Origin of the sequence: Actinoallomurus oryzae, from assembly GCF_039541955.1 — a bacterium.
Classification (GTDB): domain Bacteria; phylum Actinomycetota; class Actinomycetes; order Streptosporangiales; family Streptosporangiaceae; genus Actinoallomurus; species Actinoallomurus oryzae.
On the sequence record NZ_BAABHF010000010.1, the window covers coordinates 377,616 to 403,026 of the forward strand.

Below are 25,411 nucleotides of genomic sequence, written 5' to 3' on the forward strand. Positions count from 1 at the left end.
CCCGGGCACCGCATGTGGACGACGCGCCTCGGGTGAGGCCCCCTTATGCCCTTCACACGGCCGGGCGGTCTAGCGTACAGAGCGTGCCAGACGAGCCCACGCCCGAGGCCGAGTCCTCGGCGGAGAACGATGCCGAGTCCTCAGCGGAGAAGGAACCCCGGAAGCGCAACCGGTCCTTCCTTCGCGAACTGCCCATCCTCATCGGCGTCGCACTCGTGCTGGCGCTGCTGATCAAGACGTTCCTGGTGCAGGCGTTCTTCATCCCCTCCGAGTCGATGGAGCGCACCCTGCACGGCTGTCCCGGCTGCACCGGCGACCGGATCCTCGTGGAGAAGATCAGCTATCGCGTGGGCGACCCGCAGCCCGGCGACATCGTGGTCTTCCGCGCTCCGCCCGCCTGGGAGCCGGAGACACGCGTCGCCAAGCCGACGAACCCGGTCCGCCGCGCGATCAACTGGGTCGGCGCGGCGTTCGGCGTGCCGCAGCCGAACGAGAAAGACCTGGTCAAGCGGGTGATCGCCGTGGGCGGGCAGACCGTACAGTGCTGTGACGCGCAGGGCCGGGTGATCGTCGACGGGAAGCCGCTGGACGAGCCGTACGTCTACCAGGACGACCACCGGCGGTTCGGGCCGATCAAGGTCCCGCCCGGGCGGCTCTGGGTCATGGGCGACCACCGCTCGGACTCGGCGGACTCCCGCTTCCACCTCGACGACGGCCACAGCGGCACGGTCCCGGTGGGCAACGTGATCGGCCGGGCCTTCGTGATCATCTGGCCGCCCTCGCGCTGGAACAGCCTCCTGTCGACCCGGACGTGACGACCGCGTGGGCGCTGGCCGCGATCACGGTCGCGGCGGTCGCGGCGGCCCTGTGCCTGTCCCGTCCGGGCCGGACGGGCGGCGGCGGGCGGCTCGGGCATCCCGCGGCCTGGCTCGGGGGCGTGACCGCGCTGATCTACCTGAACCAGGTGCTGTTCACCGTCTACGTCATCCGGGTCCGGCACGGCGATTCGTCGTTCGTCGCCCGGTACCTGCCGTCCGGCTGGTTCGCCCTGGCCCACGGCCCGGTGATCGACGCGGTGGCACGGCACTTCCCCCACCCCGGCGTGCTCGCGCCGAGCGTGCTCCGCGTCCAGGCGTTCTTAGAGCTGCCGTTCGTCCTGCTCGCCTATCTGACGGTCTGCCGGTGGTTCTCGGCGCCGGTGTACCGGGCGGCGCTGCGGCTCGCCTGGCCGGTGTCCGCCGCGTACACCGCGACGTTCTGCCTGATCGAGTGGTCGCTGCGCAACCCGTACACCGTGGACGACATCGTGATCCGCATCGCGGCGGCGCTCGTCGTGCCGCTGCTGATCACGCGTCTGTCCCCCGGAGCGGAGAGGCCGGAGCCCGGCGTGGCGGGGCTGCTGGTGTTCGCCGTCAGCGCGATGGCGTTCGGCCTGCTCGTCCTGGTGGTGTACGACACGGCGCTGCTGTACGACCTCGGCGATGTCGGGAGGCGGCTGCCGGTGGCCCTGGCCGCGCTGGGAGTGCTCGCCGCGGCGCGTGCGGCGGCCCGTCTCGGCCCCGGACGCGCCGCCGGCCCGTGCGTCGACTCGGTGGCGCGGTCGTTCGGGTGGTTTCTGGTGCTGTTCTTCGTGCCCGCGCTGCCGGTGCGGTACGGCCTGATCGCCGGGTCCGGCCACGTCTCGGCGGCGGCCGGCCTGGTCATCGTCGGGGCGGCGGCCTGGTACGGCGTCCGGGAGGCGCTCACGCGGGGCGGCGTGTCGCTGCTGGGCTGGGTGGTGCGGATGGGCGCCACCGTGGCCGCCGGGATCTGCGGCGCCGCCGTCGCGCTCCTGGCTCCCACCGGACACACCGAACTCCGGCTGCTGGAGGTGGCCGGGGCGTTCTTCGTCTGCGCCGTCGGCGCCTGCGCCCTCCTCGACCCGCCGGCCGGACGCGCCGGTTCCTGACCGCGCCGCCGCACCGGCCGTGGCGGGCGTGGCCCGCCACGGCGTACAGGAGCTGTCAGGCGTGCAGGGGCCCGACGTCGATCCGACCCGCGCCGTTCACCGGACCGCCGGTCCAGGGCGCGGCGTTGGTGCCGTCGTCCGCCGGCATGGTGAAGATCAGTGACACGGGCACGAAGGGCGTCCCGCCCACGACCGTCCAGTGCAGGTCGAGATGGCCCACCACTCCTGGAGCGATCGTGATGGCCGTACTCGAACCCGGGGCGACGGCGTCCGTCGGCAGGGGCCTGCCCTGCGCGCCCAGGAACTGGAAGTTGGTCAGATCGTCGCTGAGGACGCACGTCCTCCCGCCGTAGGCGGTGAAGTCGAGCGTGGAGTAACGCTGTCCGGCGCCCGCCTGCACAGGGCCCAGCGACGTGGTGAAGTCGGTGATCTTGCAAGGGGGTGCCACGTCGGCGGCGGCGTGGGTGGTGGTGGCCGCGCCGGCCACGCACGTGGCCGCGACCCCTGCGGCCATGAGAGCGAGAGTCGATTTCGCGCTTGTCACTGCTGTGCCTCATTCCTTCGCGCGGGGAGGAATGCCGAGCGCCCCCGATGTCGACGCCCGGCTGGAATCAGCCGGCTAAGGAATAGGACGTCGAGGGGCCGGAGAAAGTTGACTTCTCCCGACATCTGGAGAATGCGACGTCCTCCGGCCGGCCGGCGCGAAAAATCGCTTGGGCGCCTCCTGGCGATGGCCCAGACTTGGCCGGTGTGGGCCACATCGAAGTCGCGCATCTCGACCACGCCCTGCCCGACGGGCGGGTCCTGCTCTCCGACGTCTCGTTCCGGGTCGGCGACGGGTCGGTGGCGGCGCTGGTCGGGCCCAACGGCGCCGGCAAGACGACCCTGCTCCGCCTGGTGGCGGGCGACCTGGAGGCGCAGAGCGGCTCGGTCGTGCGCAGCGGCGGCCTCGGTGTGATGCGGCAGTTCATCGGCAACATCCGCGACGAGTCGACCGTGCACGACCTGCTCGTGTCCACCGCGCCGCCGCGTGTACGCGACGCGGCGGCGGCGCTGGAGCGGGCCGAGCTGGCCATGATGGAGCGCGACGACGAACCCACCCAGCTGCGCTACGCCAAGGCCCTCACCGACTGGGGCGACGCCGGCGGGTACGACGCCGAGGTGCTCTGGGACTCCTGCTGCGTCGCCGCCCTCGGCGCGCCCTACGACCGCACCCGCTACCGCGACGTGAAGACCCTGTCGGGCGGCGAGCAGAAGCGCCTCGTGCTGGAGGCGCTGTTCCGCGGCACGGACGAGGTGCTGCTGCTCGACGAGCCCGACAACTACCTCGACGTCCCGGGCAAGCTGTGGCTGGAGGAGCGGCTGCGGGAGACGCGCAAGACGGTGCTGCTCGTCTCGCACGACCGCGAGCTGCTCGCGCGCGCCGCACGGCAGATCGTCACGGTCGAGTCCGCGACCGTCTGGACGCACGGCTCCGGCTTCGCCACGTACGCCGAGGCGCGGCGCGCGCGCAACGAACGGCTCGAGGAGCTGCGGCGGCGCTGGGACGAGGAGCACGCCAAGCTCAAGGCCCTGGTCCTGATGTACAAGCAGAAGGCCGCCAGCAACGCCGACATGGCCTCCCGCTACCACGCGGCGCAGACGCGGCTGCGCCGGTTCGAGGAGGCGGGGCCCCCGGAGATCCCGCCGCGCGACCAGAACCTCAAGATGCGCCTGCGCGGTGGCCGTACCGGCAAACGCGCCGTGATCTGCGAGGGACTGGAGCTGACCGGCCTGATGCGGCCGTTCGACGCCGAGATCTGGTACGGCGAGCGCGTCGCGGTACTCGGCTCGAACGGCTCGGGAAAGAGCCACTACCTGCGACTGCTGGCCGGCGGCGACGTGGCGCACACGGGCGTGGGCCGGCTGGGGGCGCGCGTCGTGCCGGGGTTGTTCGCCCAGACCCATGCCCGGCCGGACCTGCGGGGCCGCACGCCGGCGGAGATCCTGATGACCGAGCACGCCCGGCTGCGCAACGAGGCGATGTCCGCGCTGTCCCGCTACGAGCTGAACTTCTGCGGCGACCAGCCGTTCGAGACGCTGTCGGGCGGGCAGCAGGCACGGTTGCAGATCCTGCTGCTGGAGATGAGCGGCTGCACACTGCTGCTGCTCGACGAGCCGACCGACAACCTCGACCTGGCCAGCGCCGAGGCCCTGCAGCAGGGGCTGGAGGCCTACGAGGGCACGGTGGTGGCGGTCACGCACGACCGGTGGTTCGCGCGGTCGTTCGACCGGTTTCTGGTGTTCGGCGGCGACGGCACCGTGTACGAGACGGCCGAGCCGGTGTGGGACGAGACCCGCGTCGACCGCCCGCGCTGACCGACCGCCCGCGCCCGCGGATCATTCCTCGCCGGCCGGCGGCCCGGATGTCAGCCGACCGGGGCCAGATCCAGCTCGATCTTGACCTCGTCCGCCACCCTGAGCTGGCCGAACAGCGCGGAGTAGGGCTTGATCCCCCAGCGCGACTGGACGACGGACGCCTCGGCGGTCAGCCGCTCGCCGGAGATCCGGCCGTGCACGGTGACGGGCCGGGTGACATCCATGATCGTCAGCTCGCCCTCGACGGTGAACGCCGCGGGCGTGCCCGCCACGCCGGTGGACCGGAACCGGATCACCGGGTGGGCACGCGTCTTCAGGACCTTCTCGCGGACGGTCTTGACGATCTCGATCCGGTCGGCCGCGGTGAGCGGCACGACACCGCCGCCGCCCTCGACGACCTCGAACGAGGCGGGATCGATCTCGGCGGTCACCACGGAGGCGGACGGATCGTCGAGGTCGATGACCGCCTCCCCGGACCAGCGTGCGGCCTCGATCGTCAGATCGTGCCCCGCCCGGCGGCCGAGCCCACTCCGGCCCGTGCGCAGCCGGAGCGTCCCCGATGCGGGACCCAGTGCGTACGTGCCGCTGGTCAGCGCCATAAGCACCACATTACGACCTGGGCGACGGCCGCGCTGAAGGCCTGGTCGCGGATTCCCCAGGCCTGCTCCGGGTCGCTCTGCACCTCGGTCGGCGTCGACCGTACGGAATTGAGGATCTCGACCGCGCGACGCAGGGACAGTGGCCGTCTCGTCGGTACTGAAACGGGGTTCCGCCCCATTTCCGGTCTCGGGCCCTGCTGACCGAGGTCTTCCCGACCCGGCACCGGCCCGCCGGGAGATGGCCCACGCGCCGGGCATCGAGACGACGACCTTCGAGCAGTGGGCTCACGGGGAGGCGCGGGCGGACCAAGGCCGGCCGGGAGGGCCCGCGCCTCGCGTCGGTACGGGTCTACGGCCCTCAGTGCTCGGCGAGCAGCCCGATGGCGCGGACGATCTCGCCCAGCGTGTGGAACTCCTGGCCCTCCGGCAGCCCGGAGACGGCGTCGACGACCGAGTCGGGGGCGCGGCGGGACCGCAGGTGGGTCAGCAGCCGTGCCCGGTCGGCGGGGAACACGGTCGGTGGCAGGTTCCGGGTCAGCGCGGCGCGACGCGCGACGTCGGCGGGTGACATGCCGCGCGGTGGCGTCCGGTGGCGCTCGGGCGAGGCGTCACCGCCTCCCGGCCGGCCCTCCCGGGCGTGGCCGGCGCCGTTCCTGCTCAGGCTCTCGGTCTCCTTGTGCAGGTAGTCGTCGCGGACCGGACCCTGCTTGTCGCTCTCGCGGTGCATAGACCTCACCTTTCGCGTAGCCCTCTCAGGCGCCCCCACGCGCTGGCGTTCCGGACCGACCTCCTTCGGGGCACGACAGCGAAACGGAGCGCCGAAATGCTCCACCTGACACCGGGCGGTCGCCGCGCGACCCCCTGTGAGCCGCCGTACCCGAGCCGGACGGAAGCGAACCCTCACGCCCCTCCGGCCGGCGATCGCGCCCACCCGATCAAGCGCTCGGCCGGTCCGCCCCGGCCGGGGGCTCGGGCAGAGGCCGGCGGCTGGGCGCGGCGACCTCGGCGGGCCCGAAGACGGCCAGCGCGGCACGCCTCTTGGTGATCTCCACCGGACCGTCGGCCGTGCCCGGCTCGCCGTCGCAGGCGAGGCGCAGCGAGCCCTCGGCCCCGCCCACGCTCAGGGAGGTGGTGCGCCAGGTCTTGTAGTCGGGCATCAGGTGCAGGTGCCCGACGAGCAGCGCGGCGACGGCGCGCGCCTTGCCGATATGGCGCCTGGCGCCGATCAGGCGTACGTCGAGCAGGCCGTCGGCCAGGTGCTCGCGCCAGGTCGGGGCGACACCGTAGGAGCCGTACCGGCAGTTGCCGATGAAGGCGAACCACACGCGCAGCCGCCGCCCCTCGACGTACACCTCCGTCGGCTCGGTGTGCCGCAGGACGCGGATCGCGGCCACCGCGAGCGCCGGCCACTTGCCCAGGCGGCTCTCCATGCGCCGCCGCAGGTCGACCAGCTCGGTGTACGCGCCGAAACTCGCCGTGTTGAGGAACACGCGCCGTCCCGCGCGGGCGACGTCGACCCGGATGACGGCGCCCGACCGGTAGGCCTCGACGGCGTCCTTGGCGGTCTCCAGGCCGATCGCGCGGGCGAAGTGGTTCAGCGTGCCACCGGGGATCACCAGCAGCGGCAGACCGCGGTCGAGGGCGACCTCGGCCCCGGCGTTGATCGTGCCGTCGCCGCCGCAGACCCCCAGCACGGTCGCCCGGTCCGCGGCGTCGCCGAGCGCCTTGCCCAGGTCCTCGCCGGCCTCGACGATCTCCGCCTGCGGCAGCTCGGCGCGGAGCAGGCTCGTGGCGTCGCCGCCGCCCGCGTCGTTGTTGATCACCACGACGACGCCGGCGCCGTCGGGTGAGATGCCCTGGACGGCTTCGGCGGGCATCGACCACACGGCTCCGGCGGGCGCGGGACGGGTGGGCCAGACCAGCCGGGTCGTCGCGGCGGCCACCGCGCCGAGCGCCAGGCCGGCCATGACGTCGCCCGGGTAGTGCGCGCCGGTGTAGACGCGGGAGAAGGCCACCCCGGCGGCGGCCGCAGCCACGGGAAGCACGACGGACGCGGGCGCCTCCAGCGCCAGCGCGCCGGTGAAGGCCGCGGCCGCCGCCGAGTGCCCGGAGGGGAAGGACGGGGAGGTCGGCAGCCGCCACCGCACCCGCGCCGCGGGGAGCGCGGTGCCGCGCCCGATGCTCGTCGGCAGGCCGGCCAGCTCGATCAGCGGACGGCGGCGGCGGAACATCTGCTTGCCCACGAGGTTGGCGATCGGGCTGGTCAGGCTGAGCGCGAACACGCCGCGCAGCGCCGCCCGGCGCAGCCGTGGCTGCCGCGTCAGGGCCAGTCCGCCGACGACGCCCAGCCACAGCAGGGAGTGGTCGGCGGCTCTGGACAGGCGAGGGAGGACGTACTCGAAACCGCGGAGTCGTGCCGCGGCCACCGCGTCGAACGCGCGCTGGTCGAGCCGGACCGCTCGTTGCAACAGGGGCATGCGAGCCTCTATCCCCCGTCGCGGTCAAGATATGTCGGGGGTTATCCAAGGTCAGTGGCGTCGGCGGCGGCCGTCGGCACACCCGGGCTCGGTATCCCGGTTACAGCCCGATCACGCCGAAGATCACATTCTCGCCATGCATCTCACTGAACGTCGATGCCGGGGCTCTGTCTGCAATAGGCTCATCCGCATGAGTCACCCGGAACGGCTCGGAGCCTCGGGTGGCGGACCGGCGCACGCGATAGCCGAGCCCCCACAGCTCAACGGGCATCGTTCGCTGGCCGAGTTCGCCACCAAGCAGGGGCTCAAGCAGAGCGCCGCCCGCCCCCCGATGGGCTCGTACATCAGTCAGCTCTGGCAGCGTCGTCACTTCATCTGGGCGTTCGCGTCGGCCAAGAACATCGCGATGTACACCGAGTCGCGCCTCGGTCAGGTGTGGCAGGTCCTCACACCGCTGCTCAACGCGGCGGTGTACTACCTGATCTTCGGCCTGCTGCTCGGTGTCAGCCGCGGCCTGCCGCACAACACGTTCATTCCGTTCCTGGTCTGCGGTGTCTTCATCTTCACCTTCACCCAGCGGTCGGTGCAGACGGGCGCCAAGTCGGTCGGCGACAACCTGTCGCTGATCCGCGCCCTGCACTTCCCGCGGGCCAGCCTGCCGCTGGCGTACACCATCATCGAGCTCCAGCAGTTGCTCGTCTCGATGGTCGTGCTGTTCGTCATCGTGCTCGGCTTCGGCGAGCCGCTCACGCTCGACTGGCTGTTGCTGGTCCCGGTCCTGATGATGCAGGTGCTGTTCAACGTCGGGATGAGCCTCGTGCTCGCCCGCATCGGCGCGTTCAACCGCGACATCCAGCAGCTGCTGCCGTTCATCATGCGGACCTGGCTCTACTTCTCCGGCATCATCTACAGCCTGTCCGGGCTGATGAACTCGTCCAAGATCCACGCCCACCCGTGGATCGGGAAGGTCCTCGAGGCCAACCCCGGATACGTCTACGTCGAGCTGTCGCGCCTTGCCATCCTCGACAGCTACCGGGGCTACGTGCACGAGACGCTGCACGAGCAGACGAATCACCTGTGGTGGTACGGCCTGGGTTGGTCGGTCGTGGTGTTCGTCATAGGGTTCTGGTTCTTCTTCCGCGCCGAGGAGAGGTACGGCCGTGGCTGACGTCAAGGAGAAGCTCAAGGTGGCCGAGCAGCCGGCGCCGCGGGTGACCATCGACCAGACCCGCGAGCCGATCGTCGTCGTCGACGACCTGCACATCAAGTACCGGGTGTACGGCGCCGGCGGCAAGGGCAACGCCGCGAGCGCCTTCATCCGCGTGCTGCGCCGCGAGCACCGGCCGACGATGAAGGTGGTCCACGCGATCCGCGGGCTGTCCTTCGTCGCGTACAAGGGTGACGCGATCGGCGTCATCGGCACCAACGGCTCGGGCAAGTCGACGCTGCTCAAGGCCATCGCCGGCCTGCTGCCGCCGGAGAGCGGCGGCGTGTACACCTCCGGCCAGCCGTCGCTGCTCGGTGTGAACGCCGCGCTGATGAACGACCTCACGGGCGAGCGCAACATCATCCTCGGCTGCCTGGCCATGGGCATGACGCCCGAAGAGGTCAAGAAGAAGTACGACGAGATCGTGAAGTTCGCCGGGCTCAAGGAGGGTTTCATCCAGCTGCCGATGCGGGCCTACTCCTCCGGCATGGGCTCGCGGCTGCGGTTCGCCATCGCCGCGTCCAAGTCACACGACGTGCTGCTCATCGACGAGGCGCTGGCCACCGGCGACGCGAAGTTCCGGCGCAAGAGCGCGAAGAAGATCGACGAGCTGCGCAACGAGGCGGGCGCCGTCTTCCTGGTCGCCCACCAGCTCGACTCGATCCGGGAGATGTGCAACCGGGTGCTGTGGATCGACGAGGGCAGGATGGTGATGGACGGCGACCCCGACACCGTCGTCGACGCCTACACCGAGGCCACCGGCAAGTAGTCCTCTCTTCCGAAGCCGTTCTGAAGCCCGAGCCCGGGAAGGCTCGGGCTTCACGCTTTGTGAGCCGCCGATCACCGGAAGAGCAGGTTTGGCGAACGAGTTTCCGGGCCGCTCCGGGCGGTGCCGGAACTGCCCCTTTATGACGGCCTGCCGCCGATCTACCTTCGAGGGAGACGCTCCTTCCCGAGAGAGGCCGGGGGTTGGCACCGAGCAGCGAGCAGCCCGGCGGGCATGGTGGCCGGCACCGCCGGCGAGCGGGCCGGCCGTGAGGCGCCGCGACGAGGCGGGCACGGCGGCGAAGGCGGTCGAGGCCCGTGGCCTCGTCAAGGTGTACGAGGGGCGCCGTGACCGGCAGGTCCGCGCGCTCGACGGGATCGACGTGTCCTCGAACCAGGGTGAGTACCTGGTGTTGCTCGGCCCCTCGGGCTGCGGCAAGACCACGCTGCTGCGCACCATCGCGGGCCTGGAGCGGCCGACCGAGGGCGAGGTGTACATCGGCGGCCAGCTCGTCAACGGGCTGCCGCCGAGGATCCGCCGGGTCGCGATGGTCCTGCAGTCCTACGCCCTGTATCCGCACAAGACCGTCCACAGCAACATCGAGTTCCCGCTGAAGGCCGAGAACGTCCCGCGCCACCTGCGCGAGCGCAAGATCCGCTGGGCGGCCGAGCTGCTCGGCATCCCGGACCTGCTCGGCCGCAAGCCCCGGCAGCTGTCCGGCGGTGAGCGCCAGCGGGTCGCGCTGGCCCGTGCCCTCGTCCGTGAGCCGGCCGTCTTCCTGCTCGACGAGCCGCTGTCGGGGCTGGACGCCAAGCTGCGCGCCACCACCCGCGACGAGCTCAAACGCTTCCAGCGGCAGATCGGCACCGCGACGATCTACGTGACGCACGACCAGGAAGAGGCGATGGGGCTCGGCGACCGCGTGGCGGTGCTGGACGCCGGGCGGCTGCGCCAGGTCGGCACGCCCCGCGACATCTACGACGAACCGGCCGACACGTTCGTCGCGACGTTCGTCGGCTCTCCCCCGATGAACCTCGTGCAGCGCGCCGACCGGCTCGTCGGCTTCCGGCCCGAGCACTTACTGCCGGCGGAGAACGTCGCGTACGACTCCCGCGTCACCATGCCGCTGCGGATCGAGCGCATCGAGTACCTGTCCGGCGACCGGCACGTGTACGGCGCGGTGACGAGGATCGGCGCGGAGACGCGGGTGATCGCGCGGCTGCCCGCCACCGTCATCACGCCGCTGACGCCGGGCGAGACGCACGAGTTCGCGGTGCCGGGTGACCGGCTGCGCTTCTTCGACGCCGAGTACGGCATCCGTACCGCGCCGGTACGGATCGGCGGTTGAGCGGCACGCGGGCGCGCGCCGGTGACCGGGCGCGCCTCACCGACCGCGAGGGCTTCTTGGCCTGGGCGTTCCTGCTGCCCACGGTCGTCTACCTGACGGCGCTGGTGGTGGCGCCGTTCGTGCTGACGGTGGCGTTCGCGTTCTCGCGCTCGACGGGCGACGCACCGTCGTACCGGTTCGCCGGGCTGCGCGACTTCCGCACGGTGTTCGGCGACGACGTCTTCTGGCGGTCGCTGCTCGACACGCTCGCCCTGACCGGCGTGGCGATCGTCCTCGTCGTGGTCCTCGGGACGGCCCTCGCGCACGTCCTGCGCGCCGGCTTCCGCTTCCGCCGCACGGTGCGCACGCTGGTGCTGCTGCCGTGGACGACACCGGTCGCGCTGTCGGCGATCTCCTGGCGATGGCTGCTGGGTTCGGCCGGGGTGGACCGGATGCTGCGCGCCGCCTCCCTGCTGCACGGTGGCGGGTCGCCGCTCGATCGTACGGGGCCCGCCGCGGTCGCGGTGGTCGCCGTGCACGTCTGGCGGCTGACGCCGCTCGCCGCCGTCATCGTGATGGCCGGGCTGAACTCCGTGCCGCACGGCGTGTGGGACGCCGCCCGTCTCGACGGGGCCGGCGTCTGGCGGCGTTTCTTCGGCGTGACGGTGCCGCTGACCCTGCCGGTGACCGCGGTGGCCGGGGTGTTCACGGCGGCGATCACCTTCGCGGACGTGGCCGTGGTGCGGGTGCTGACGGGCGGCGGGCCGCACGACTCGACCCAGGTGCTGCCCACGCTGGCGTACCTGCGCGGCGTCGAGGGCGGCGACATCGGCGCCGGGGCGGCCGCGTCCCTGTTCCTGCTTCCGCTGTTCCTCGCCGGTGCGGCCGTGGTGCTCCGCGTCGTACGGCGGGCGGAGGCGGACCGGTGAACGGGCTGGCGGCGCGCACGGCGGCGCGGGAGATGCTGCGCCAGCGACGGCTGGCGGCCGTGCGGCAGGCCGGGGTGCGCGTGACGGTCTACGCCGTCGCGGCGGTGGCCGCGCTGGTCTGCGCGGCGCCGTTCCTGTGGAGCCTGGTGACCGCCTTCGAGCGTGGCGTGCCCGGCGCGCGGCACCGGCCGACCACCGAGCACGTCCGCGCCCTGTTCCACTCGACGCGGTTTCCGGCGTTCGTGGTGAACACCCTGGTGGTCGGTGGTCTGGTCGTGGTCGTCACGCTGGCGCTCGCGCTGCCGGCGGCGTACGCCCTGTCCCGGCTGCACCGCTCGTGGGGCACCCGGGCGGGGATCGCGATCCTGCTGGTGTACCTCGTGCCGCCGCCGCTGCTGTTCCTGTCGCTGTCGCGCGTGGTGGCGACGCTGGGCCTGGCCGACTCGATCTGGTCGCTCGTCCTCATCCACCCGACCGTGACCGTGCCCGTGTCGGTCTGGCTGCTCGCGGCGTTCCTGCGTGCCGTGCCGGTCGACCTCGAGGAGCAGGCGATGGTCGACGGGCACAGCCGCTTCGGTGCGTTCGTCCGCGTGGTGGCGCCGCTGGTGCTCCCCGGAGTGGCGGCCGTCGCCGTCCTCACCTTCACGCTGGCCGCCGGGGAGTTCACCTACGCGCTGACGTTCATCTGGTCGGACGCGAACATGCCGGTGAGCACCGGGCCGCCCGTACGGCTCGGCGGCGGCGACCCGATGCTGTGGCGGTCGATGCAGAGCGGCGCGGTCTTCGTAGCCGTGCCGCTCGCGATCGGGTGCGGGCTGTTCCTCGACCGGTTCGTCACCGTACTTACGGACGGCGCGCACCGGGACTGACGGCCGCCCCCGGGCCGGTCAGGCCTCCACGACGCGCGGGCCGCCGTCGGCGGTCCGGCGGGCCACCGGGGCCATCCACACGTAGTACAGGGCCGAGGCGACGATCAGGCCGATGATCCAGGAGATGTCGGCGCCGCCGAGGTGCTTCACCAGCGGCCCGGTGAAGAACGTCGAGCTGACGAACGGGATCTCGACCACGACGCCGATCACGTACGCCCCGATGGTGCGCCAGTTGAACCCGCCGTACACGCCGTCCGGGCGGAAGATCGCGTCGATGTCGTACCGCTCCTTGCGGACGAAGTAGAAGTCGATCAGGTTGATCGCCGTCCACGGGATGAGGAAGTACGCCAGGAACAGGATGAAGTTCTCGAAGTTGTGCAGGAAGTCGGCGCTCGCCACCAGGGCGACGACCGTGCCCACGACGGCGGCGAGCAGCACGAAGGTCAGCCGCACGCCGGCGTTCATCCGCATCGGGCGCAGCGCGGTCAGCGTGGTGGTCGCCGACATGAACATGCCGTAGAGGTTCAGCACGTTCACCGCGACGATGCCGAGCACGATGATCAGTGAGAACGGCCAGTGTGGATCGGCCAGGCCGACCACGAACGAGACGGAGCCGCCCTCGAAGGACTTGGCCGCCACCGCGGCGCAGATGCTGCCGAACGCCATCATCCAGACGGTGCCGAGCACGCTCCCGGCGTAGGTCCACCAGAACGCCGCCCGGACCGACGTGTCCTGCGGCAGGTAGCGGGAGTAGTCGGCGACGTACGGCGCGTAGGTGATCTGCCAGGTCGCGGCGATCGCCACCACGAGCAGGAACGTGCCCGCCCCGACGTGCCCGGAGTGCCAGACCCGGCCCACGTGGTGCCCGGTCAGCAGGCGGTAGGTGAGGTAGAGGAAGCCGACCGCCGCGATGAGGCTGACCCACTGCTCGTACTGGTGGATCAGCCGGTATCCGTAGGCGGCGAGCACCGTGCAGACCGCCGACACGATGATCGTGGCGGGTGTCCGGCCGATCCCCCACCAGTCGGCGAGCGCCGAGCCGCCGAGCACCGCGCTGGTCGCGAAGAAGCCGACGTACATCAGGACGACGAGCAGCAGCGGCAGGATCGCCCCGTAGAACCCGAACTGCGCGCGACTCTGGATCATCTGCGGGATGCCGAGCTTGGGTCCCTGCGCCGAGTGAAGCGCCATGAAGATCGCGCCGAGCAGGTTGCCGATGACCAGGGCGACGATCGCCCAGGGCAGCGGAAGCCCGAGCACCACGCCGAGCGCCCCCGTCACCGCGGTGGTGACCTGCATGTTCGCGCCGAACCACACGGTGAAGAGCCGCCACACCGACCCGTGCCGCTCCTCGGGCGGGACGAAGTCGATCGACCGTTGTTCGACCCCGAGGGCCCCGCCCTGTCCGGCGCTCTGGGTACCGCCGCCGACCTGCTGTTTCGTCATGCGCGCACTCTCACGCTCGCGTCAGCCGTCCCGCAAGAGCCCTCCCGGGCGAACTGTCTGAGATGCGAGACAACGGCGCGAGCCGAGCTCACCGCGGCGGCGCGGGCTCCGCTCACGCCTCGCGCCGGTGGAACGCCTCGAGGATGTCCCATTCCTCCTCCGACAGCCGCAGGGCGCCCGCAGCCACGTTGGCGGCCAGGTGGTCACGGTCGCCGGTGCCCGGGATGACCAGCACGTGCGGTCCGCGGTGCAGCGCCCACGCCACGCGCACCTGCGCCGCGCTCGCCCCGTGCGCCCGCGCGACGGCCAGCACCTCGTCGGCCTCGGCCCCGCGCACGCCCGCCTGCCCTCCGGTCCCGGCGATCGCATAGAACGGCACGAAGGCGACCCCCTGCTCTTCGCAGACGCGGACGAACTCGCCTGTTCGGGGCGTACTCCGAGGCCGTACATGTTCTGCACGCAGACCACCGGCGCGATGGCCTGGGCCTCGGCGAGGTGGTGCGGCCGGACGTTGGACAGGCCCAGGTGGCGGATCAGCCCGGCCTCCCGGAGTTCGGCCAGCGCACCGAAGCGCTCGGCGATCGAGTCGGTGCCGACGATGCGCAGGTTGACCATGTCGAGATGGTCGCGGCCGAGCTGGCGCAGGTTCTCCTCGACCTGGCCGCGCAACTGGGCGGGCGTGGCGTGGGGCGACCAGGCGCCCGACGGGTCGCGCCACGGTCCGACCTTCGTGGCGATCACGAGATCGTCCGGGTACGGGGCCAGCGCCCGATTGATCAGCTCGTTGGCGGAGCGCAGCGAGGAGAAGTAGAACGCGGCGGTGTCGATGTGGTTCACCCCGAGCTCGATCGCGTGGCGCAGCACAGCGATCGCCTCGTCGCGGTCGCGGGCCACGGCGTCGGGTGCGAACGCCTCTCCGGTCTGGGGCAGCCGCATCGCGCCGAACCCGATCCGGTTGACTCGCAGGTCGCCGAGGGTCCAGGTTCCCGCGGCCGCCGCGGGCATCGTCTCTGAAGTCACGCGGGGATGATCCTCACGAGGTAGCCTGCCGGGCAATTGATTCCGAAATACATGAATCTCGGGGGGACTGTGCTCGCTGAGCTGACCTTCTCGGTGAGCGATCTGGTGGAGATGCGGTTCGCCCGCTCACCGATGTGGGAGGTCGGGCCGAGCAACCGGCTGCTGCGGTCCGGATCCGCGCACCCCGTGCACCGGACCTGGGCCGAACAGGTACGACCGCGGCTGGCGGGCGCAGGCCTCGACCGGGGATGGCTCGCCGAGCTGATCCCGCCCCGCGGGTACGTTCCCGACTTCCTCAACCCGGCCCCGGCCGGGCCGGCTCCCACCCTGGCGGACGAACTGGCCCGCATTCAGGCCGCTCCCACCGCCCGCGTACGCCAGGATCTGGACCGGCTGAAGAGCGAGCGGGGACGTCTCGGCCCCCGGCTGACCCGGCTGTACGCCGACCCGCCGGCCCACCTGCCCCGGGTCACGGAGGAGATCGAGGCGTACTGGGAGCTGGCGCTGGCCCCGTACTGGTCACGGATCCGGGCGGTGCTCGACGCGGACGTCTTCCACCGTGCTCGCCAGGTCGCCGAGCAGGGCGCGAGTCGCCTCCTGAGCGATCTGCACCCCTCGGTGAGCTGGACCGACGACGCGCTGCGGCTGGCCCGCCGTCAGCGGCCCCTGTCCCGTAGCGCCGCGGGACAGGGGCTGGTGCTGATCCCGTCGGTCTTCACCGGGCCTGAGCTGTTCACCCTCATGTCGCCGCCTGATCCGCCGCAGCTGGCCTATCCCGCGCGTGGCACCGGCACGCTGTGGCGGCCACGGTCGGTGACCGGGACCGCCGCCCTCGCCGCCGTACTCGGCCGATCGCGGACCCTCCTGCTGGCCGAGCTGGAGACTCCGGCCTCCACCACCGAGCTCTCCCGGCGGACGGGACTGTCACCCGCCGGGGTCTCCCAGTGCCTCACGGCGCTGCGCGACGCGGGCCTGGTCAGCGCCCACCGCGCCGGCCGCTCGGTGCTCTACGCCCGGACCGCCGCCGCCGAGTCCCTCCTCGCGGCCCCCACCGACCGGTGAGCACCCGGCCTGGGCGTACCGGCGGAAGTGTCAGAGCCGGGGCGTACGGTGCGCGGCATGACGACATGGGCGGAGTTCGAGGCGAGGGCACCGGAGCTGGCGACGCTCGGCGAGGCCCGGTTCCGCGCCAGCGGGCTGGTGCTCGTCGGCACGTTGCGGGCGAACGGCTGGCCGCGCATCACCCCGGTCGAGCCCAGGCTCGTCGACGGCGAGTTGCAGCTCGGCATGATGTGGCAGTCGCTGAAGGCGCTCGACCTGCTGCGCGACCCGCGGTGCACGGTGCACAGCACCACCTCCGACAAGGACGGCACCGAGGGCGACTTCAAGGTGTACGGCACGGCCGAGCACGTGACCGATCCCGCACGCCGCGAACGGCACTGCCAGGTGACCGAGCAGGAGATCGGCTGGCGGCCGGCCGACGACGAGTTCCACGTGTTCTCGATCGACATCCAGGAGGTCGCCTACGCCCTCTTCGCCGGCAATGAGGACGACCCGAAGATCTATTCCTGGCGTCCGGAGGGTGATCTTCGGCGGCTGCACGTGCGGTCCTGATAGGACTGGGGTAAGCGTCCGGCCGACCGGGTCACCCGGCCCGCGTGCAGGGGGCCGGACGCGCACCAACCGCGATCCCAGGAGGTTGCCATGGTCGGCAGGCCGCCCCTTCCGCACGATTTCCTTCCCCCGGTCGAATCCTTCTCGGTGACCAGCGACGACATCGCGGACGGCGAGCGTCTATCCAACGCCCAGGTCTTCAACGACTGGGGTTTCAGCGGCGACAACATCTCGCCGCACCTGAGCTGGTCGGGCTTTCCGGCCGAGACCAAGAGCTTCGCCGTCACCTGCTTCGACCCCGACGCGCCGACGGGCAGCGGCTTCTGGCACTGGGTGCTGTTCGACATCCCGGCGTCGGTGACCGAGCTTCCGTCCGGCGCGGGCGGCGGTGACTTCAAGGGCCTGCCGCAGGGGGCCGTGCACGCGCGCAACGACTACGGCAACAAGGAGTTCGGCGGCGCGGCTCCGCCTCCGGGCGGCCCGCACCGCTACGTCTTCACCGTGCACGCGCTGGACACCGAGTCCCTGGGCCTTCCCGCCGACACCGCGCCGGCGGTGGTGGGCTTCAACGTCACGGCCCACACGCTGGCCCGCGCCCAGATCGTGTCGGAGTACGAGAGCTGACCCACCGGCGGTACGGGCCCGGCGCCCGCACCGCCCGGCAGGCCGCCGTACGAACCTGATCGGCGCCGGTCACGTCCGGACGTGACCGGCTCTGTCGGAGGGCGAGGCCGGGGCACCGGCCCCGGAAAGGTTTCCGGGGCCGTACCTGTCCGGCACGGCCCCGAAACCAAGCCCCGGCGGCGCACCCCCCGGGACCCATGTGACCCGCGGGCCGGCTCCCCAGCCCCGTTGGTCACCTCCGGACCCCCAGGGACGCCGACCGTCGTCACATCTGGACCTGGGCCGCCGTTCACACACCGGCCCAGGCCATCTCATGATGGACGGCGGCGCCATCGTTCCGCTTCGCTTCCGCTATCGGTCGGGTCGGCCGATCCGATGCCGCGCGCGGAGGGACCGGTCAGATCGACGGACCGGCCGCCACCACATCGTGCGCGCTGGTGTCCCCACCCACGACGACCCCCTGGAAGGGGAACCGCTCGGTGCCGAACGCCGGCCTCAGGTCGGTCAGCCACTTGGCGGTGGGGTCGTACTTGGCGAAGAAGGGCTTGTTCACGAACTCCGGGTCGCGGCACTGGGTGAAGTGCAGGACGAAGACCTTCTCTCCGCCGATCTCCGCGATGCCGTCGACGCAGACCTTGCCCGGCGTGGCGGACATGGACGGCCCGCGGACCGTACGGCAGAGGCCGGAGACGTTCTTGTAGGCGTCACGGAACACCTCGTAGGCGCGCTCGAGCGTCACCGCGAAGTAGTCCTGCGGGCCGGTGTCCCGTTCGATGAACATGTAGTACGGCACCATCCCCATCCGGAGCTGGCGGCGCCACATGGTCTCCCAGGTCCCGGAGGAGTCGTTGATCGTACGGATCAGCGGGGCCTGTGTGCGGATGACGGCCCCTGTGTCGCGGATCCGGCGGACCGCCTCGGAGACGATCGACGGCTCCAGCTCCCGCGGGTGCGTGAAGTGGGCCATGAACGCGAGATTCTTGCCGGCGTTGGTCACCTGCTCGAACAGGCGGAGGGTGTCGTCGGCGTCGGGGTCGGTCACCCAGCGCTGCGGCCAGTACGCCAGAGCCTTGGTGCCGATGCGGATCGACTCGAGCTGCTCGACCTCGAGAAGGGGCTCGATGTAGCGGCGCAGCACCGGCTCGCCCATGATCATCGGGTCGCCGCCGGTGAACAGGATGTTGGTCACCTCGGGGTGGCTCTCGAGGTACCGCTTGAGCCGGCCGATGTCGTCGGCCGCCATCTTCAGGTCGGGTTCGCCCACGAACTGGGCCCAGCGGAAGCAGTACGTACAGTACGCGTGACACGTCTGGCCCTGCTTGGGGAAGAACAGCACCGTCTCGTGGTACTTGTGCTGCAGGCCCGGCATCGGCTCCTCGCGGAGGCTCGGGATGTTGAGCTGCAGCTGACCGGCGGGATGAGGGTTGAGCCTCATCCGTATCTGGTGGGCCAGGGCCTCGATCTCCGCCTTGGGAGCGTCTCGCCGGATGAGGTCGGACAACCGCGCGACGTCCTCGGAGGGAAGCATGTCCTCTTGGGGGAAGACGAGCCGATAGATCGGATCGTCCGGAGCGGCGGACCAGTCGATCAGCTCGTCCAGGACGTAGCTGTTGGTACGGAACGGCAGAACCGTCGCGACCGCCCTGGTGCCCAGGCGCTGCTCGGCGGTCAACCCGGCGCGGGCGGTGAGCTCATCCAGGTGTTTCGCCGTGAAGGCGCGGAATCGGCGGCCGGTGGTTCGCACAGCGGCCGGCGCCGCGTCATTGACCAAGGTCACGTGTTGTTACTCCTTTGACATCGAGGGAAAGCGTGCGACGCGCCGCATCCGCCCAGGCGGACATGCGGACGCTCGCCGGCAGGTTGTTTCAACTCCTTCGCACTCGACTACGGCGCCGCAGGTCGCGACGCCTCAACGCTCCCCGCCCCATTGAACCCTGAATCTCCCGTTTCTTACGAATCTGATACCCGTACGGGTGCTTATCGATACGCGGACACAAGGGCCACTGACCTCTCAACGTCACAATCAGCTCAAAAGTGTCAGCTCGACACGCACTGTCAGGGTCGATCCTGGTAAGCGGTCTGCGACATACTGTGTAACCCCAGTCCCGCTACGCGACAGAAGTCACTGTGCTCCCGCTACGACACCAACGGCCCACGTGGAGCGATCGTGGGTAGACATCGCAAAAAGCAAAGCCGGCAACGCCGCCGGGCGAGAATCGCGCTGGTCGCGGCCGGCCTGCTGGTCCCGCTGACCGGCGGCGCCGTGGTGTTCGCGGCCACCGACGGCTCCGGCGCGCCCGCGGCCCAGGCGCCGGGGGCGACCGACGGAGCGGTCCGCCGGGCGTACACCGGCGGCTCCTCGCGCTCACGGCCCACCGCCCAGACACCGGCCTCGTCCCCACCGGCCCGGACGCCGGCCGCGTCCGCGTCGCCGTCGCCGTCCACCGGACCGCGGATCGGCTTCGCCCCGTACGCCGACGTGCTGTCCTGGCCGCCGCCGGACCTGTCCAAGACCGACGTGAAGGCCTACACCATGGGGTTCGTCTCGGCCGGCGGCGGATGCTCGGCCGCCTGGGGCGGGCTGTCCCCGGTCGACGCCGCGTTCGCGGTGCGGCGGATCAAGGACGTTCCGGGCAAGGTCATCGTGTCCTTCGGCGGTCCGCACGGCACCGAACTCGCCCAGTCCTGCGACAGCGTCGGCTCCCTGGTCAAGCAGTACCGCAAGGCGTTGGACGCCACCGACCCGGCGGGACTCGACTTCTACCTCTCCGAGGGCACGCTGTCCGACACCCTGTCCGTGCAGCGCCGCACGCAGGCGCTCGCCCGGATCCAGCGCGACGACCTGCCGCTGTCGATCACGCTCCCGCTGCACCGGTCCGGCCTGTCCGCGAGCGCGCTCGGCGCGCTGCGCTCGGCCGCCACGGGCGGTGTGCGCGTCTCGGTCGTCAACCTTGTCCCGGCCGACGGCGCGGGCCAGTCGGTCACCGCCTCCGCCATCGCCGCGCACACCCAGCTGATGCGGCTCTACCACCTCGGCGACGCCCAGACGTGGCAGCGCATGGGCGTGACACCGATCATCGGCGTCGCGGGCGTGGACGCGCAGTTCCGGCCGGCCGACGCCCAGCAGCTGCTCACCTGGGCCACCGCCCACGGCCTCGGGCGGCTCTCGATGTGGACCGTCACCCGCGACAACCCGTGCACCTCCGACACGAGCGTCGCCAGCGACACGTGCAGCGGCCTGGACGAGGACCCCGGAGTCTTCACCAAGATCCTCCAGGGCTTCTGACGCACCGGCCGCCCGTCGGCCGGAGGTTTTCCACAGGCGTCCGGCCGCCCTTCCTCGGGCGGCCTCACCCCCTCGACAATGGGATTGGGCTGAGCCCCCCGGGCGGGCGGGGCCCGCATCGGGACGGGGCCCGCATCGGGACGGGGCCCGCATCGGGACGGGGCCCGCATCGGGACGGGGCCCGCATCGGGACGGGGCCCGCATCGGGACGGGGGCGGTCGGTTCGCATCCGGGCAGGTCACGGGGCTGGTCGGTCGTTGGGCTTCGGTTCTGAGTCCTTATGCTTGGACTCTGGGCGGGGGGAGCCTAAGCCGTGACTGTGAGCTCGTACGGGGGTTCACGCGAGCCGGGCATGGTGCCGGTGTTCGCGTGGCTGCTTGCCGCCATCGCCGGGATCACGTACGCGTCGTGGCTGCTGCAGTTCTTCCTCAACCCCGAGCTCGACCCGGTCAACGGCTATGTCAGCGAGCTGTCCGCGAGCGACCAGCCGTACCACCTTCTGTTCTCCGCCGGTGACTTCGTCTCCGGCCTGCTGACGATCGTCGTGGTGGTGGCCGTGCTGCGCGCGGTACGCCCGCGCGGTCACGCGCTGGCCGGCTGGCTGGCGCTGGTCCTGTTCGGCGTCTTCTCGATCGCCGACTCGCTGTTCGCGATGGACTGCGCGCCCAACTCCGACACGACGTGCGCCCTGCGGGAGCGGGCCGGGAAGGTCTCCTTCGCCCATCAGTTCCACAGCGTGACCAGCGTGTGCGTCGTGACGGCGGGCATCGTCAGTCTCGTCGCCCTCACCATCGCCGCGCGCCGGCACCGCCGCTGGCCGGTGATCGCTCGCTGGAGCTGGCTGCTGCTGGTCGTGGAGACGGTGACGGCCGTGGCCACGCTGCCGCTGATGTACTTCGGCGTCCTCCTCGGCGTGATCGAACGGGTCCAGGTCGCGATGATCTCGATCTGGCTGTTCGTGATCGCCGCCCAGCTCCACGCCGACCGCCGCCGCGCGCCGGCTCCCGCCGCACTACCGGCTTCCGAGCCCCCGCCCGCCCGCGCCGCGGCGCCGCTTCCCGAGTCGCCGCCGGTTCCCGGCATCGCCTCCGCCGCGCCGCCGGCCCCGGACACGCCGCCGGGTGGCGCCGGCCCCGTACACGCCAGGCCGGAGTCCGCCCGGCCGTCCGTACGCGGGCGCCGTCGCAGGCCCGACGACGGCGCCCGGGAGAGGACCTCGCGGACGTGAACGGATCGCTGCCCGGTGAGATCCTGCTGGTCGGCGACGACCGCCTGCACGTGGTCGAGGAGGGCACCGGTACTCCGCCCGTGCTGCTGACCTCCGGGCTCGGCGGCGCGTGGTTCGACTGGAACGCGGTCGCCGAGCTGCTGCGCGAACGGCACCGCGTCATCGCCTTCGACCGTCCCGGCCTCGGCGGCAGCCCGCCGACCGGTCACCGGCCGGGCGGCCTGTGCGCCGAGGCGGACCGTCTCGCCGCGCTCGCCCGCCGCACCGGTGAGGCGGTGATCGTGGTGGCGCACTCGCTCGCGGGCTTCCACGCGGAGGCGTTCGCGCGCCGGTACCCCCTGCTGGTCGAGGGCCTGGTCCTGGTCGACCCGAGCGCCGAGCAGCAGAGTCCGCCGCACGCGCGGCGGCTGAGCCGGCTGGCCCCCGCCGCCGGGCTCGCCGGTCACGCCATCGGCATGACCGGGCTGGCCCGGTTCGCCGGGCCGCGCATCCGCGCCGCGGTCATGCGGCGGATCACCGAACGCGGCGACGTGGCGCCGCCGGACCTCTCCCGCGCCGTCTACGGTCGGGCGCACGTGCTCGGCACGCTCCTCGCCGAGAACGCCGCGTACCGCCAGCTCGCCGCCGACCTGCTCTCGCTCCGCGAGTCGGCCCCGTTCCCCGAGGTCCCGCTCTGTGTGATCACGGCGCTCGGGGACGTACGCGGCGACGGCCGTGAATGGCGGCGGGCCCACGCCGACATCGCCGCGCTCAGCCCGTACGGGCGGCAGATCGTCCTCCCCCACACCGGGCATCTGGTGCAGATCGACCGGCCCGAGGTGGTCGCCGAGGCGGTGGACCGGCTGTGAAGAGGCTCCTGCTCGCGGTTTCGGCCCTGCTCGTCCTCCTGGCCCTGCTCGTGGTCGCGGGCTGCACCGATCCGGTACGGAAGGTCTCGGAGAGCTCGCTGCGCAACGCGACCGCCCGCGGCGCGACGGAGGAGATGCGCGGCCTGGGATACGAGATCAGGAAGGGCATGCGCTGCCGTACGCTGTCGGCCGACACGATGTCCGTCGTCCGGGTGCAGTGCGTGGGCCGCACGACGCGGGACGAGCCCGTACGGGTGGACGCGGTCGCCTCCGACGCCGGTTCCGCGCACCCCCGCCAGGAGTTCGTGATCAGGGTCGGTGGCCGGGAGGTCGTCCGTACCCCGTGCCTCGGCCAGGGCTGCCAGGACCGTGACCGGTGAACCGGAACCCCGGCCGTCACGGTAGCTTTCGCGCATGCAGCGCCGAGCCAGCGGAACCAGCCGCGTGAGCGAGCCGACGAGTGACACGGCCGCCATCGACGGCAGGCGCATCGTGGTGGACGCGATGGGCGGCGACAACGCGCCGGGCGAGGTGGTGGCGGGCACGGTCATGGCCGCCCGCGAGCACGGCGTACGGCCCATCCTCGTCGGCCAGGCCGTCCGCATCCGGCAGATCCTCGCCGCGCACGACGCCCTCGGGGAGATCCCGATCGTGAACGCCGAGGACGTCGTGGCCATGGACGAGGGCGCGCTGGCCGGACTGCGGCGCCCGCGGTCGTCGGTGGCGGTGGCCTGCCGGCTGATCCGGCGGGGGTACGCCTCCGCGCTGGTGTCGGCCGGGTCGACCGGCGGCGTCGTCGCGACGTCCCGGCTGCGGCTGCGCGGACAGCCCGGCGTGGCCCGTCCCGCGATCGCCGTGGTCCTGCCGACCCGGCCGCGGCCGACCGTGTTCCTCGACGCCGGCGCCACCGCCGACGCCAAGCCCGAGATGCTCGTGCAGTTCGCCATGCTCGGCACGGCGTACGCCCGGGTCCGGCTGGGCGTCGAGGCCCCGCGCGTCGGGCTGCTGACCATCGGCGAGGAGGCCGGCAAGGGCGACAAGCTGACCCGGCGGGCGTACGAACTGCTCTCCGGCGACGTGGAGGGTGTGGAGTTCGCGGGGAACGTCGAGGGCTCCGACCTGCTGACCGGCAAGGTGGACGTCGTGGTCACCGACGGGTTCACCGGCAACGTCGCGCTCAAGACGATCGAGGGCGCCGTACGCCTCGCCATCGCCGAGATGCGCGATGCCCTCACCGCCAGCCGTACCGCCAAGCTCGGCGCGCTGCTGCAACGGCGGCGGCTGCGGCTGCTGCGTCACCGCCTGGACTCCGAGACGTACGGCGGCGGGGTGCTGCTGGGGCTGAACGGCACGGTCGTGATCGCGCACGGTTCCTCTCACGCGCCCGGGGTGGCCGCGGCGTGCGTGCTCGCCCGCGACCTGGCCGAGAGCCGCATCGTCGAGCAGATCGGCGAGCGCATCGCCGCGAACCGCCCGCACCGGCTCCCCCGCCGCGAGGAATCCCGCTGACCCGCCTCCGCCCCGCATGGTTGACTCACCGGTAACCACTGGCTCGCCGGCAACCACTGGAAGGTCTCGATGGAGCGGTCGTACGACGTTGTGCTCATGGGCGGAACCGGGTTCACCGGAGGGCTCACCGCCGACTACCTGGCCTCGCATCTGCCGGGCGGGGCCCGGTGGGCGCTGGCCGGGCGCAGCCGGTCGCGGCTGGAGGCGCTGCGCGACCGGCTCGGCGTGGACGTGCCGCTGCTGCCGGCCGACGCGACCGACCCGGGCTCCCTGCGCGAGCTGGCCGCGTCGACGCGCGTCGTGCTCAGCACGGTCGGCCCGTACATCGACCACGGCGAGCCGCTCGTCGCCGCCTGCGCCGAGGCGGGCACCGACTACGCCGACCTGACCGGCGAGCCGGAGTTCGTCGACCTGATGTACCTGAAGTACCACGCGCGGGCGACCGAGACGGGCGCGCGGCTCGTGCACAGCGCCGGGTTCGACTCGATCCCGCACGACCTGGGCGTCTACTTCACGGTCCGGCAGCTGCCGGCGGGCGTGCCGCTGCACGTGGACGGCTACGTACGGGTGAACGGCAGGATCTCCGGCGGCACCTACCAGTCGGTGATCAGCGTGGCGTCGCGCGCCCGGCAGATGGCCGAGGCCCACCGGCGGCGCCTCGGAGCCGAGCCGCCGCGGGAGGCGCGCCGCGCACGGGCCCTGCCGGGCCGCCCGCACCGCAACGCCGGCCTGGGCGCGTGGGCCCTGCCGTTGCCCACGATCGACCCGGACGTCGTACGGCGCTCGGCGACGGCCCTGGACGCGTACGGCCCGGACTTCTCCTACAGCCACTTCGTCGCGCTCAGGCGCCTGCCGGCCGCGGCGGCGCTGACGGCGGGCGCCGCGGGCCTGCTGACCGCGGCGCGGATCCCGCCGGTCCGTGAGTGGCTGCGGGGCCGCATGGGGTCCGGCGAGGGCCCGTCGGAGTCCAGGCGGGCGAGGAGCTGGTTCGAGGTCCACTTCGCGGGCGAGGGCGGCGGGCAGAAGGTCGTCACACGCGTACGCGGCGGCGACCCGGGCTACGGGGAGACCGCCAAGATGCTCGCCGAGACCGGCATGGCACTGGCCTACGACGATCTCCCGAAGACCGCGGGCCAGGTCACCACGGCCGAGGCCATGGGCGACGCCCTGCTCGACCGCCTCCAGAAGGCGGGCATCGCCTTCACCGTCGTGGGCCGGCGCGAATGATCCTCTCAGCGGGGCCGTGGGCGTGTGCGGCGGGTCGGAGGATATTCGGTCGGGCCGGCGCGGTTCCGCCGATAGGCTTTGAGGGAATTCGCAGCGTGAGCTGCCGTACGCCCGTCACCTGAGGATCTC

24 protein-coding genes and 1 pseudogene are annotated in these 25,411 nt (G+C 72.0%); 17 read left to right on the top strand and 8 right to left on the bottom strand.

What is annotated here, in order from left to right:
- Positions 1-83: 83 nt before the first annotated feature.
- On the top strand, positions 84-815 hold the full coding sequence (gene lepB / locus ABEA10_RS06690) for a signal peptidase I (RefSeq protein ID WP_345458750.1): 732 nt from the start codon (positions 84-86) through the stop codon (positions 813-815).
- On the top strand, positions 812-1,948 hold the full coding sequence (locus tag ABEA10_RS06695; protein WP_345458754.1) for a hypothetical protein: 1,137 nt from the start codon (positions 812-814) through the stop codon (positions 1,946-1,948). The genes lepB and ABEA10_RS06695 overlap by 4 nt, the downstream gene beginning before the upstream one ends.
- A gap of 55 nt (positions 1,949-2,003) precedes the next feature.
- On the opposite strand, the gene ABEA10_RS06700 is transcribed toward ABEA10_RS06695, so the two are convergent.
- Positions 2,004-2,462: a DUF4232 domain-containing protein gene (locus tag ABEA10_RS06700; RefSeq protein ID WP_345458756.1), complete on the bottom strand. Its 459-nt coding sequence runs from the start codon at positions 2,460-2,462 to the stop codon at positions 2,004-2,006.
- Positions 2,463-2,698: 236 nt separating this feature from the next.
- Between ABEA10_RS06700 and ABEA10_RS06705 the strand changes: the two genes are divergently transcribed.
- On the top strand, positions 2,699-4,306 hold the full coding sequence (locus tag ABEA10_RS06705) for an ABC-F family ATP-binding cassette domain-containing protein (protein WP_345458758.1): 1,608 nt from the start codon (positions 2,699-2,701) through the stop codon (positions 4,304-4,306).
- Between the two features lie 50 nt (positions 4,307-4,356).
- Here the strand turns inward: ABEA10_RS06705 and ABEA10_RS06710 are convergent, their stop codons facing one another.
- From ABEA10_RS06710 to ABEA10_RS06720, 3 genes are all read right to left on the bottom strand, one after another.
- Positions 4,357-4,905, bottom strand: coding sequence for a YceI family protein (locus ABEA10_RS06710; RefSeq protein ID WP_345458760.1), 549 nt, complete (start codon positions 4,903-4,905; stop codon positions 4,357-4,359).
- A 358-nt stretch (positions 4,906-5,263) separates the two neighbouring features.
- Positions 5,264-5,632 carry a DUF2795 domain-containing protein gene (locus ABEA10_RS06715; protein WP_345458762.1) on the bottom strand — a complete coding sequence of 123 codons (369 nt, stop codon included), beginning with the start codon at positions 5,630-5,632 and terminating at the stop codon, positions 5,264-5,266.
- Between the two features lie 208 nt (positions 5,633-5,840).
- The gene (locus ABEA10_RS06720) at positions 5,841-7,382 is read right to left on the bottom strand and encodes a bifunctional phosphatase PAP2/diacylglycerol kinase family protein (RefSeq protein ID WP_345458764.1); all 1,542 of its coding nucleotides are present in this window, start codon (positions 7,380-7,382) and stop codon (positions 5,841-5,843) included.
- Between the two features lie 190 nt (positions 7,383-7,572).
- On the opposite strand from ABEA10_RS06720, the gene ABEA10_RS06725 reads away from it, so the two are divergent.
- From ABEA10_RS06725 to ABEA10_RS06745, 5 genes are all read left to right on the top strand, one after another.
- A complete protein-coding gene (locus ABEA10_RS06725) occupies positions 7,573-8,550 on the top strand; it encodes an ABC transporter permease (RefSeq protein WP_345458766.1) in 978 nt (325 codons plus the stop codon).
- Positions 8,543-9,358 (top strand): ABC transporter ATP-binding protein, encoded by an 816-nt coding sequence (locus tag ABEA10_RS06730; protein WP_345458768.1) that lies wholly within the window; start codon positions 8,543-8,545, stop codon positions 9,356-9,358. The genes ABEA10_RS06725 and ABEA10_RS06730 overlap by 8 nt, the downstream gene beginning before the upstream one ends.
- A gap of 265 nt (positions 9,359-9,623) precedes the next feature.
- Complete coding sequence (locus ABEA10_RS06735) at positions 9,624-10,703, top strand: ABC transporter ATP-binding protein (RefSeq protein WP_345458770.1); 1,080 nt, start codon at positions 9,624-9,626, stop codon at positions 10,701-10,703.
- A complete protein-coding gene (locus ABEA10_RS06740; protein WP_345458773.1) occupies positions 10,700-11,611 on the top strand; it encodes a carbohydrate ABC transporter permease in 912 nt (303 codons plus the stop codon). The genes ABEA10_RS06735 and ABEA10_RS06740 overlap by 4 nt, the downstream gene beginning before the upstream one ends.
- Positions 11,608-12,480 carry an ABC transporter permease subunit gene (locus ABEA10_RS06745; protein WP_345458775.1) on the top strand — a complete coding sequence of 291 codons (873 nt, stop codon included), beginning with the start codon at positions 11,608-11,610 and terminating at the stop codon, positions 12,478-12,480. Before ABEA10_RS06740 ends, ABEA10_RS06745 begins: the two co-directional genes overlap by 4 nt.
- A gap of 18 nt (positions 12,481-12,498) precedes the next feature.
- On the opposite strand, the gene ABEA10_RS06750 is transcribed toward ABEA10_RS06745, so the two are convergent.
- From ABEA10_RS06750 to ABEA10_RS06760, 3 genes and pseudogenes are all read right to left on the bottom strand, one after another.
- On the bottom strand, positions 12,499-13,926 hold the full coding sequence (locus ABEA10_RS06750; protein WP_345458777.1) for a purine-cytosine permease family protein: 1,428 nt from the start codon (positions 13,924-13,926) through the stop codon (positions 12,499-12,501).
- A gap of 112 nt (positions 13,927-14,038) precedes the next feature.
- Positions 14,039-14,305, bottom strand: coding sequence for an aldo/keto reductase (locus ABEA10_RS06755; RefSeq protein WP_345458779.1), 267 nt, complete (start codon positions 14,303-14,305; stop codon positions 14,039-14,041).
- 119 nt (positions 14,306-14,424) lie between these two features.
- Positions 14,425-14,931, bottom strand: a pseudogene (locus tag ABEA10_RS06760) (aldo/keto reductase); the annotation flags it as partial.
- An 84-nt stretch (positions 14,932-15,015) separates the two neighbouring features.
- Here ABEA10_RS06760 and ABEA10_RS06765 point away from each other — a divergent pair.
- The 3 genes from ABEA10_RS06765 (at position 15,016) to ABEA10_RS06775 (ending at position 17,184) form a co-directional block, all read left to right on the top strand.
- Positions 15,016-16,008: an ArsR/SmtB family transcription factor gene (locus tag ABEA10_RS06765; RefSeq protein ID WP_345458781.1), complete on the top strand. Its 993-nt coding sequence runs from the start codon at positions 15,016-15,018 to the stop codon at positions 16,006-16,008.
- 57 nt (positions 16,009-16,065) lie between these two features.
- Complete coding sequence (locus ABEA10_RS06770; protein ID WP_329243355.1) at positions 16,066-16,560, top strand: pyridoxamine 5'-phosphate oxidase family protein; 495 nt, start codon at positions 16,066-16,068, stop codon at positions 16,558-16,560.
- Between the two features lie 90 nt (positions 16,561-16,650).
- The gene (locus ABEA10_RS06775; RefSeq protein WP_345458787.1) at positions 16,651-17,184 is read left to right on the top strand and encodes a YbhB/YbcL family Raf kinase inhibitor-like protein; all 534 of its coding nucleotides are present in this window, start codon (positions 16,651-16,653) and stop codon (positions 17,182-17,184) included.
- Between the two features lie 397 nt (positions 17,185-17,581).
- On the opposite strand, the gene ABEA10_RS06780 is transcribed toward ABEA10_RS06775, so the two are convergent.
- Entirely contained in the window at positions 17,582-18,961 is a 1,380-nt protein-coding gene (locus ABEA10_RS06780; protein WP_345458790.1) for a KamA family radical SAM protein, read from the bottom strand.
- Between the two features lie 390 nt (positions 18,962-19,351).
- Between ABEA10_RS06780 and ABEA10_RS06785 the strand changes: the two genes are divergently transcribed.
- From ABEA10_RS06785 to ABEA10_RS06810, 6 genes are all read left to right on the top strand, one after another.
- Positions 19,352-20,470, top strand: coding sequence for a glycoside hydrolase family 18 protein (locus tag ABEA10_RS06785; protein WP_345458792.1), 1,119 nt, complete (start codon positions 19,352-19,354; stop codon positions 20,468-20,470).
- Positions 20,471-20,783: 313 nt separating this feature from the next.
- On the top strand, positions 20,784-21,698 hold the full coding sequence (locus ABEA10_RS06790) for a DUF998 domain-containing protein (RefSeq protein WP_345458794.1): 915 nt from the start codon (positions 20,784-20,786) through the stop codon (positions 21,696-21,698).
- Entirely contained in the window at positions 21,695-22,546 is an 852-nt protein-coding gene (locus ABEA10_RS06795; RefSeq protein WP_345458796.1) for an alpha/beta fold hydrolase, read from the top strand. Before ABEA10_RS06790 ends, ABEA10_RS06795 begins: the two co-directional genes overlap by 4 nt.
- The gene (locus ABEA10_RS06800; RefSeq protein WP_345458798.1) at positions 22,543-22,926 is read left to right on the top strand and encodes a hypothetical protein; all 384 of its coding nucleotides are present in this window, start codon (positions 22,543-22,545) and stop codon (positions 22,924-22,926) included. The genes ABEA10_RS06795 and ABEA10_RS06800 overlap by 4 nt, the downstream gene beginning before the upstream one ends.
- Positions 22,927-22,960: 34 nt before the next feature.
- Positions 22,961-24,055, top strand: a complete 1,095-nt coding sequence (gene plsX / locus ABEA10_RS06805; protein ID WP_345458800.1) for a phosphate acyltransferase PlsX — start codon at positions 22,961-22,963, stop codon at positions 24,053-24,055.
- 96 nt (positions 24,056-24,151) lie between these two features.
- Complete coding sequence (locus ABEA10_RS06810; RefSeq protein ID WP_345458803.1) at positions 24,152-25,282, top strand: saccharopine dehydrogenase family protein; 1,131 nt, start codon at positions 24,152-24,154, stop codon at positions 25,280-25,282.
- Positions 25,283-25,411 lie beyond the last annotated feature (129 nt).

Coding starts and splice junctions, on each gene's coding strand:
- ABEA10_RS06700 (WP_345458756.1), bottom strand. CDS start 2,462: ATGGCCGCAGGGGTCGCGGCCACGTGCGTGGCCGGCGCGGCCACCACC.
- ABEA10_RS06710 (WP_345458760.1), bottom strand. CDS start 4,905: ATGGCGCTGACCAGCGGCACGTACGCACTGGGTCCCGCATCGGGGACG.
- ABEA10_RS06715 (WP_345458762.1), bottom strand. CDS start 5,632: ATGCACCGCGAGAGCGACAAGCAGGGTCCGGTCCGCGACGACTACCTG.
- ABEA10_RS06720 (WP_345458764.1), bottom strand. CDS start 7,382: ATGCCCCTGTTGCAACGAGCGGTCCGGCTCGACCAGCGCGCGTTCGAC.
- ABEA10_RS06725 (WP_345458766.1), top strand. CDS start 7,573: ATGAGTCACCCGGAACGGCTCGGAGCCTCGGGTGGCGGACCGGCGCAC.
- ABEA10_RS06750 (WP_345458777.1), bottom strand. CDS start 13,926: ATGACGAAACAGCAGGTCGGCGGCGGTACCCAGAGCGCCGGACAGGGC.
- ABEA10_RS06770 (WP_329243355.1), top strand. CDS start 16,066: ATGACGACATGGGCGGAGTTCGAGGCGAGGGCACCGGAGCTGGCGACG.
- ABEA10_RS06775 (WP_345458787.1), top strand. CDS start 16,651: ATGGTCGGCAGGCCGCCCCTTCCGCACGATTTCCTTCCCCCGGTCGAA.
- plsX (WP_345458800.1), top strand. CDS start 22,961: ATGCAGCGCCGAGCCAGCGGAACCAGCCGCGTGAGCGAGCCGACGAGT.
- ABEA10_RS06810 (WP_345458803.1), top strand. CDS start 24,152: ATGGGCGGAACCGGGTTCACCGGAGGGCTCACCGCCGACTACCTGGCC.